This is a genomic window from Acinetobacter lwoffii (assembly GCF_024129435.1).
Lineage (GTDB): Bacteria > Pseudomonadota > Gammaproteobacteria > Pseudomonadales > Moraxellaceae > Acinetobacter > Acinetobacter lwoffii_F.
Genome location: NZ_JAMXXN010000044.1, coordinates 1 through 8849, shown reverse-complemented (window position 1 = coordinate 8849; position 8849 = coordinate 1). Strand labels below are relative to the sequence as shown.

Sequence of the window (8849 nt, the reverse complement as noted above, 5' to 3'; positions counted from 1 at the left end):
ATTATCAAAGTTCTGTTGCTTTAGCCTGTATATTTTTATGGCTACCTTTATAGGGTTAATTATGAACAGTAAATGTCAACAGACCCTAGTTATTTGTAGTCATAAATTTAGTCCCCACTTGTTTTTAAGTGGGGACTAAATTAAGGCTTATAGGATGAATTCATAAGGTGTGTTCAGCGAACACTTACGTTTTGAATAGATTTAAGGAATTAGGCAGACCTCATACCCAAGTTGTCACTTGAATTTGGATAACTTAGGGAAGATCTATCTCTAAAGCCTTTATCCAACAGAGTCGTTTTTATCCTAGGGTCCTTACCACTTGTATTCTTTACAAACATATATTTAAAAAAGTGTAGCAAGTTGCTACACTTTTCGCTAGATCAGCTCTTTACCAAAAATATCATTCAGTCTTTCACGAATACTTTGAACGAATTCTGGATTATTTTTAAGTTTATGCTTCATATTTCGTTTAAAGTCATTCAGCCCCATACCAATTTCAGCAAAATCCATTTGGAATAAAGTGTCATTAATGACAATATTTGCTTGAGAGTCAGTGAGGCATCCTACTTTTTTAAACCACTTCTTGAACTGCTGATAATTTTCATCATTATTAAAAATATACCAAGAACGTACATTCGTATCGAATTTAGCCCCTAATTCTTTTACGGATGCATTGTCTTCAAATGGAACATCAAGATAGATTTTTTCAATCACTGCAATTTCATCCAGTGCCTTATCAGCAATCCGATGATGCAGTTTAAAATTCACACCTACAATTGGACGGCCTTTCTTAACGGTTTCATACTCTAATTGTAGGTCTGTATTTTCGTTAATTTCTGCCACTATTTTGTCTAATACATAGCGTCTAAAATCTACCCAGCGATCATATTTGGTTTCATTAATATCAATCAGTGCTTTCAAGTTTTCTAAAAGTAATGGCACTTCATAACTCTTTTGATTGGCGTACTTAAATTCGTTTTTAATGAAATAAGTATAAAGACTCATACTGGCAACAGAATCTAGGGCAAAAAGATGTTTTAGCTGATAGGTAGTAAAATTACCCCCAGCCAGTTGAGTGAAATACGGCAACACCTCACTAGTAAAACGAATCTGAATCGCATTTTTAGAGTCATCTTCCCATCTTAACTCACGGATAATGGGAACGACAGAATGTACTTTTTTAGTCTTTCTCTTACCATTATCAGCAGGCTCCTCAATAATAAAATGAGCTACCCGGGATGAAAGCTCTTTATAGATCCGATCTATTGCAACATTAATTGAGTTACGTTTATTTAATCCTAGTAAATCTGCCAAATCATCCTTATACAAATAAATATAAGTTTGTTCGGTAATTTCACCATCTACCCTATTTTTCTCACTATAATTCGCAACCGCCATTGCATATAGAAGTGCCTTATATTCATTGGATGACAACTCGATTGGGCGAATTAAGCGGTTACTGGTACTGACAACGCCATTATGGCGAATGTTGCCTATACAGTAGGGAATATAATTCGTTTCTTCTTGCAATGGTTCAGATTCTGTCATAACCGTGATATTTATAATTTGACTTAGTTTTTATATACAAAAGTGGAAAAACTTTCAAGACTTTCACCACAAGATTCTAAAAGTGGAAGGTCCGTCATCAAAAAAAAGCGTTATTATCCGATTTTTTGCCTTTAAAGTGGAATTAAATACAGTATTTCCACCCTACAGTGACAGACCTTCCACCTTTAGCCCCCGAAATTACAGTTTAGAATGACTATTTTTACTTTTTTCACCCACATTCAGATAGGTTAAGTTAAATAGAAACCCTGATGTGACAAGGCTTCCACCTTTCAGTTAGATTCGAAAGGTATAACTGCACATATAATCATCAGGAAATATCCAATAAAAACAGATTATCCACAGGTTAAGAACATACAGTGACAACCCTTCCACCTTTAAGGCTTAGTTACGAGACTTTATTAACATATTAAATAATTGTTTTTTAAATTATTTTTAAATAAAAATAGCGGTTTAAAAAATAGCAGTGACAAACCTTCCACCCTAGTGACAGACCTTCCACTTTAGAGTGACAAACCTTCCACTTTAGAGTGACAGACCTTCCACTTTAGAGTGACAGACCTTCCACTTTAGAGTGACAGACCTTCCACTTTATGGTGACAAACCTTCCACTTTTAAAACTCTAAGCATCTGTTTTATATAATAAAAATGCACTCTTAATTATTAATTAGCTAAATAACTAATTATTCTAATTATTAATTAAGCTAGCTTAGTTAAAGATTTATTTTTAAGCTGTTTTACATCTGAACAAATAGGATTTATAAATTTTAAAACTATAGTAAGATGAGTGAAAGTTATTTATATTACTAAACATTCAAATACGGAAGCATCTGACACGCATGTCTGCAAAAATTATTACTGTTGCTAACCATAAAGGCGGATGTGGCAAAACAACGACTGTTGTGCACCTAGCCTCAGAACTTGCCAATCTGGGCAACAAGGTTTTAGTCATTGATTTAGATCCTCAAGCAAACGCAAGTTTACACATTGGGATCCAACATCCAAGCGAAATTGTTGTGACTACAGCAGAATTACTAGTGGGCGATATTTCGTTGTTGGCAGATGCATTACAAGAAGAAACGAACTTTGAAAAAGTATCATTAATTTATGGTTCCTTGAATTTAGGAAAAACTGAAGACCAACTAAAAGAAGAAGCTCCCCGTCCTTCTGAAGAGTTAAATATCAAGTTAGAACTGTTAAAAGATCTTTATGATTTTATATTGATCGACTGTCCACCTAGTCTTAAATTATTAACCAGCAATGCCCTGGCATCTTCAACACATGTCATTATCCCTATCGAATCCGGATCACAATATGGATTGTATGGGGTAACAGATCTTTTAAATCATCTTGAAAAGATCAAACGTATTAATCCAGATTTAGAGCTTTTAGGCGCTTTACTAATTAAGCATGATGAACGTCAGAATGTCTGTAAGCTGATTCGGAATGAAGCCTTGAAACAGGTAGGAAAACTTTTAGAGACTACCATTCCTCAAAGTACTAAAGTTAATCAAGCAGCGATTCTGCAACAATCACTTTTGAACGTAGAAAAAAATTCAAAAGTACGTAAGGCTTTTGAAAGCCTTGCCAATGAAATTGTAGCTAAAGTTTAAACCTGAGAGTATTATGGCAAGCACCAAAGAGCTTTTAGCTCAGAAACTGAAACAGAATACAGAAAAACATCAGCAAGCACAGAAAGACAATATTAGAGAGCTGAAAGAGTTTAGACGTAATGTTCCTATTGAGGATATCAGCCGTAGTCCAAACCAGCCGCGTAAATTATTTGAAGAGTCACAATTAAAAGAACTGGCGGATTCCATTGACGAAGTCGGTCTTTTGCAGCCCATTACAGTGCGTAAACTGGATAATCTGAAATATGAACTCATTGCAGGCGAGCGGCGCTTACGGGCGCACCATTTACTCGGCAAGTCTGTGATTGAAGCCATTATCATTGATGCGAATAATGTAGAAGCATCTTTGTTAACCTTAGCAGAGAATTTAAAGCGTCAGGACCTGACAGATTATGAAATTTTTATTGGCCTGAACTCACTTGATGAGAAGTTAAAGAAAAACAAGCAACGTTTAGCCAATTCACTGGGTTTAAATCGCGAAGATATGTACAAGTATTTAGCGTACGAAAAACTGCCTCAAGTAATTTTAAATGACCTTGATGTGGAACCAGGCCTACTAGGTCGTACTGCTGCAACTGCATTCAAAAAATTTCTGTCGGATCATATAGAGCAACTTTCTGAGGCCGAAAAGGCTTTGCTAGGGGCTTGGGAAAAAGTAAAAGACAAAAAACTAGAGCAAAGTAAAGTTACTGCCTATGCTGAAAAAATATTGAGTCAGGATCCAGGAAAACTGACCACAACATCTGTGGTTAGAAAAATTGAATATGCAGGTAAGATTGCGGGGAATATCAAACTAAATCAAAAACAGCTTAAGGTTTCTCTGAATATCTCGGAAATTGACGAAGCTAGTCTCTTACAACTAGAAGATTTTTTAAAACAGCTTATTCAGAAAAGTGAAAAAGTGTAGCAATTTGCTACACTTTTTTTTGACAATCTCAAACTAGGGCGTGTCATCAATTAAGCCAGATAGATCGCTGATAAGAAGTTTTGAGCCAATTTATCATAGCGTGTGGCAATAGCACGATATTGTTTGAGCTTGGCAAAAAATTTCTCGATCAGATGTCTTGCCTTGTAGATATGTCAATCATAATCACGCTGATCAATAGAATTACTTTTCGCTGGCATCACAACTTGACCCTTCGCCTCTAAAATTAGATCAATGACCCGATCCCTGGAGTTGTAGGCTTTATCCATAAGCCAGGTCTGGCTCAACGATAAGTCCAGCAACACATCTGAACCGTTTAAGTCATGAACCTGCCCATCCGTGAGATAAAATCCTGTCGGGTTGCCTAAAGCATCAGTACGGGCATGAATTTTGGTGCTTAAGCCCCCTTTACTGCGCCTATTCGCCTGATTTCCCCCCAGCGCTGTGTTGGTAAGCACGTACAATGGGGTGCAGTCTAACATCACATATTCATTGTCACGGTCATGTGACAGCACTTCAAAGACTCTCTGCCACACACCTGTTTTAGCCCAAAGACTAAAACGAGTATGCACTACTCTAAAATCACCGAAGCGTTCGGGTAAGTCTCGCCACGGGATACCTGAACGATAGCGCTTCAACAAATAGTCGGTTATCTTTGGCCGTTACTCCAACAGTACCCATTCGTCCAGGTAACAGATCTTTAACCTGTTCCCACCAATCATCTATTAATGCATAGCGTTTATTCATGAAGAAATTATGAGGACCGGTAGGATTTTCTCAAGCTAATTGATGACACACTAATTCAAAATAAAAAAAGGTTTTTAAATATTATTTCTATAAGTCAATGTGACATTGACTTATACCAGGTTTTAATTGACTCAGCTTAGATAGTGTATGGGGGCCTAAAAAATTAATTAATTTATGTCTATAGAAAAAATAGAAATAAATGTTCATATATCAATGATATATGGTTGTTTTTTATAATAAATAGCCTAAGCAATTATTAGTAAATATATGTTTTTTGGATATGGTATAATTAGCTAAAAATCCAGACATCAGTGGTAAATTAAAATAAATCTTAAAATATGCCAGCCTTAAACCACAGCTTTAATTTTTGCCTACAGACAGCAGCCCAAGACGTTACCTAGTGTCACGTTACGGAACCACACTCAGTGAGCTTGCCGAATTCAACAGATCTAGAGATCTTAGTATATTGCCCTATAAATCCCATTTTCTTAAAGATTACCTTTAGATAGTCAAAGGCATTCAAGTGTACAGATAGGGACTGTGCCAGGAAACGTGCTAGTATGGAGGTGGGCAATAACTGCTTAGAATCAAGGTACGTGATTTTCTCAGTCGACTATTACGAATAGCCGCCATTTGGTAGATGCCTTTTAGTTAGATTGAACCGTCACCACTCTACTAGACAAATTTAGTCTATTCTTTTTGCATAAATGATAACATTATGAATGGACAACGATATTCTCTCAGAATCACGTATTAATCATGCTGCTAAACATTCTCATTAAAACAAGGGAATGCATCTTTTTACTGATCGTACCTTGTTTTTAATTTTCCTCTGTTCTTTAATTTAGTACTATCTTTATCATTTATGAGCACTCACTGGATTCACTGAATGAAGTATATGGAAATCAGAGATTTGATTGAGGCTGAATTGAAAAATTATAGTTCTAATCAAATGATTCCATCCGAACGGTACTTGGCATTAAAGTTTGACTGTTCAAGGGAAACAGTGCGTAAGGCCTATGAACAGCTTCGTGCCGAAGATAAAATTTTCAAACGGCAAAATCTCGGCTGGTTCGTGAGTAATAAAAAAATTCAATATTCTCCAAACTCAATTGAAAATTTTCGTTCTTATATGAAGGCACAGGGTTTTAATGTCAGAACTGAACTAATCTCGACCAGACAGTTGGAGCGATTGGATCACAGTAATCTTTTTAGTGAAGAAAATCGTAAATTGGGCTTTATTGAAATTATTCGTTTACGTTATGCTGATGATGTACCTGTACTTCTAGAATATAATTATTTACCTGTTGCGCTGTTTCCAAATGTGCTGAATTATGATGTGATTACTTCGGTACAAGATGTCATTAAAAATCACTTTCATTATAATTACACGAGTAGTCAGTTAAAAATTAAAAATACCGGTGTGTCTCATTTTGAGAGCCAGCACTTAGGTATTCCTTTAAGTCAAACCGCCACTTATATTGAACGTATTTCAAAATCAGATGATCTAGTGATTGAATATGACATCGAAATCTGGTCACAGGACAAAATTGAAATGACCTTAGATATTCAAGCATAAGCTTATATTTATATCCTGCCCATTCAAATCCTAAGAAGTTAAATGGTTTTAGGGTTTTTTTTATTTTCTTAGATTAGCATTAGACCGCCTTCATAAATCATTCTTACTCAGTTGCAAATTATAAATTCCAGCAACTAGATTGAATCTCAAAAGGGGGGCTTTTAGCTCTATTGCGATAACGTTCTGAAAGCATTTTGAAAGTTTTTAGACTGCCAATCCATACTTAATTTCTATTCTTCTTTATTGATTTCCTGATTATAGATTTTTAGTTCAGGATCCAGTTTACAGCGGCTTTTGGCCTCTAATGGCAACAGGGTATTGGGAAGCGCGTTTGATTGAGGTTAAGCAGACAGGGAAAATTAGACGTTATATCACTTTATTAATGGACCCAAAGACATATCCACTGATAGGCTTGGCGAAGCTTTATGCTCAGCGCTGGGAAATAAAAATGTGTTACCGAGAAATCAAAAGTGATTTACAGGAGGGCAAGCATTTGAGGAGCAAGCAACCTGATTTAGTTTATCAAGAATTATGGGGGGTATTGCCTATAATATTCTAAGAAGACAATGAAACATATGGCTCAACGTGCAAAAGTCAGTCCTTTGAGAACCAGCTTTCATATTGCATCTATTGGCATTCTGAATATATTAAGATTCGACTCTTTAGACTCCGCAGGTAATTTACCTAAACATTTAGAAAGTTTACTGGAAAAATCTAAGAGATATGTTTTGCCTGAGAGGGAGTGAGGAGTTGCCCACGAGTTATGAAAGGGACACCACAGAAATACCCAAGAAAATGCCAGTCAATTTCTTAACTGACCGGCATTCCTTTAATTAAGGGCTTTCAGATGATTCAGATTTTTTGTCTTTCTCATTTCCATAATCTAAAGCAACCTGTTGTGCTTCGGCGGCGGCAGTTGCTTCTATTGGAATGGATTCATCTGCAATAGCTACTGTTCCAGTAAATCCAAATAAGCTCAGGATTAGAATCTTTGAATACTTTTCCATCTGAATTTCCTCTATGTTTCTAAAACTTAATTTCAGTGTAGAGGCTAAGTTTAAATTCCGATGTATGAGCTATGTCTGCGTATGTAAGATATTCAGGATCCAAGTTATAGAACCTTGGGTTTAGGTAAGAATACTTATCGGATGAGTTTTTTTTGTAGCGTTAATTGGCCAAATACAGACCGATTTTCTTAAAAATCTTTTATAGCGAAGATAATTTAATGGCAAATTATAAAAAGAGCATAGCAAATGGTCAACTGCGGTAATCCCCCCTACAATAAAATCCAAGAAGAAATAAACAATATGGAACCAGGTACGATGAAATGGATCAGCAATAATATTGAGTTAAATGACATGCAGGGTGTCCATACTTTCTTATTAAGTTTAGAAGAAGAAGGTGGTGTTGATATGATCGCAGTAGGTCATGAGTCTTATATAGGACATCGCCCAGTACATAAGGTTAAGTTTGAAAAGAATTAGCACCTCCTCTGAGAGATTTTTCTTTACCAGCCCTATTTTTGTAACATCCAGTAATTTTTTTGTAACCTTATTGTTATTTATTGTTCACTTTGTTTATTATATAAAAGATGAAAGGTGGAGAATTTAAGATGCTCACTAAGGTCGAAGCCATTGTGATTTCACTAATGGTAATTGCATTAATACTCATTATTTATGAAATGGGACAAGGACTTAATTGGACTTTATAAATGCTTTCTCAGCTTAAAAAAAGTTCTCAATTGATGGCATTAATTTATTTATCAGAAGTTTCAGAATTTTGATCTTATGCTTGGCTGACTAAAGATGAATAATATCTATATTGGTGATATTGTTTACCTAGTTTACGGTAGTCATCCAATGATGGTTGAAAAATTGCACGATAATTTAGCTACTTGTATATGGTTCAGTGATAAAAAACATTTTTTCCGTGAGAATTTTCCCTTAAATATCTTAATAAAAAAACGTAATTCAACAAAATATACCTGTATAGATTAAGCTTGAAAATTATCTTAAAGCTTCAATAGAACTGAATCAAAGCACCTTAGGCGGGCGAATTCAAACATGAGGTGCGATAGTTTCAAAAGCCTTATGATAATCAATAAGCTGAGAAAATTTCTCTAATAGTGTAAGCCAATCTAACGCTTTTCTAGGACGAGTATTCAGTGACATGGCAACTTGATTTAAATAATGCTGATCTGCCTGATTTAAATCAATCCCTTTAGGTAAATATTGCCTAATTAAACCATTCATATTTTCGCATGTGCCTTTTTGCCATGGTGAATGTGGGTCACAGAAATATACATCTATGCGGCTTTGTTGCACAAACCTAGCATCAAAAGCTTATTCAGCAATATAATTTCAAAATGAATAAGCCTGCCTCTAAAATCTACCGTACAACC

6 protein-coding genes and 3 pseudogenes are annotated in these 8849 nt (G+C 35.5%); 5 read left to right on the top strand and 4 right to left on the bottom strand.

Features of this window, described 5'->3' with window-relative positions; translation table 11 throughout:
* Positions 1 to 375: 375 nt before the first annotated feature.
* The gene (locus NI455_RS14720) at positions 376 to 1548 is read right to left on the bottom strand and encodes a replication initiation protein (protein ID WP_004647771.1); all 1173 of its coding nucleotides are present in this window, start codon (positions 1546 to 1548) and stop codon (positions 376 to 378) included.
* Between the two features lie 857 nt (positions 1549 to 2405).
* Between NI455_RS14720 and NI455_RS14715 the strand changes: the two genes are divergently transcribed.
* Positions 2406 to 3179: a ParA family protein gene (locus tag NI455_RS14715; protein WP_004647772.1), complete on the top strand. Its 774-nt coding sequence runs from the start codon at positions 2406 to 2408 to the stop codon at positions 3177 to 3179.
* A gap of 13 nt (positions 3180 to 3192) precedes the next feature.
* On the top strand, positions 3193 to 4104 hold the full coding sequence (locus tag NI455_RS14710; RefSeq protein ID WP_004647773.1) for a ParB/RepB/Spo0J family partition protein: 912 nt from the start codon (positions 3193 to 3195) through the stop codon (positions 4102 to 4104).
* Positions 4105 to 4154: 50 nt separating this feature from the next.
* On the opposite strand, the pseudogene NI455_RS14705 reads toward NI455_RS14710, so the two are convergent.
* Positions 4155 to 4869: pseudogene (locus NI455_RS14705) on the bottom strand (IS5 family transposase).
* Between the two features lie 889 nt (positions 4870 to 5758).
* Here NI455_RS14705 and NI455_RS14700 point away from each other — a divergent pair.
* Both NI455_RS14700 and NI455_RS15585 read left to right on the top strand, forming a co-directional pair.
* Positions 5759 to 6448: a GntR family transcriptional regulator gene (locus NI455_RS14700; RefSeq protein WP_004647775.1), complete on the top strand. Its 690-nt coding sequence runs from the start codon at positions 5759 to 5761 to the stop codon at positions 6446 to 6448.
* Between the two features lie 316 nt (positions 6449 to 6764).
* Positions 6765 to 7262 (top strand): annotated as a pseudogene (locus tag NI455_RS15585) (IS4 family transposase); the annotation flags it as partial.
* Positions 7263 to 7281: 19 nt separating this feature from the next.
* Here NI455_RS15585 and NI455_RS14690 read toward each other — a convergent pair.
* Positions 7282 to 7455 (bottom strand): hypothetical protein, encoded by a 174-nt coding sequence (locus NI455_RS14690; RefSeq protein ID WP_004281965.1) that lies wholly within the window; start codon positions 7453 to 7455, stop codon positions 7282 to 7284.
* A 300-nt stretch (positions 7456 to 7755) separates the two neighbouring features.
* Between NI455_RS14690 and NI455_RS14685 the strand changes: the two genes are divergently transcribed.
* Positions 7756 to 7932 carry a hypothetical protein gene (locus tag NI455_RS14685; RefSeq protein WP_171260806.1) on the top strand — a complete coding sequence of 59 codons (177 nt, stop codon included), beginning with the start codon at positions 7756 to 7758 and terminating at the stop codon, positions 7930 to 7932.
* Between the two features lie 573 nt (positions 7933 to 8505).
* On the opposite strand, the pseudogene NI455_RS14680 reads toward NI455_RS14685, so the two are convergent.
* Positions 8506 to 8757, bottom strand: a pseudogene (locus NI455_RS14680) (IS30 family transposase); the annotation flags it as partial.
* Positions 8758 to 8849: the final 92 nt, after the last annotated feature.

Excerpts from the sequence above, each read along its gene's own strand:
- NI455_RS14720 (WP_004647771.1), bottom strand. The coding sequence starts at position 1,548 with ATGACAGAATCTGAACCATTGCAAGAAGAAACGAATTATATTCCCTAC.
- NI455_RS14715 (WP_004647772.1), top strand. The coding sequence starts at position 2,406 with ATGTCTGCAAAAATTATTACTGTTGCTAACCATAAAGGCGGATGTGGC.
- NI455_RS14710 (WP_004647773.1), top strand. The coding sequence starts at position 3,193 with ATGGCAAGCACCAAAGAGCTTTTAGCTCAGAAACTGAAACAGAATACA.
- NI455_RS14700 (WP_004647775.1), top strand. The coding sequence starts at position 5,759 with ATGAAGTATATGGAAATCAGAGATTTGATTGAGGCTGAATTGAAAAAT.
- NI455_RS14690 (WP_004281965.1), bottom strand. The coding sequence starts at position 7,455 with ATGGAAAAGTATTCAAAGATTCTAATCCTGAGCTTATTTGGATTTACT.
- NI455_RS14685 (WP_171260806.1), top strand. The coding sequence starts at position 7,756 with ATGGAACCAGGTACGATGAAATGGATCAGCAATAATATTGAGTTAAAT.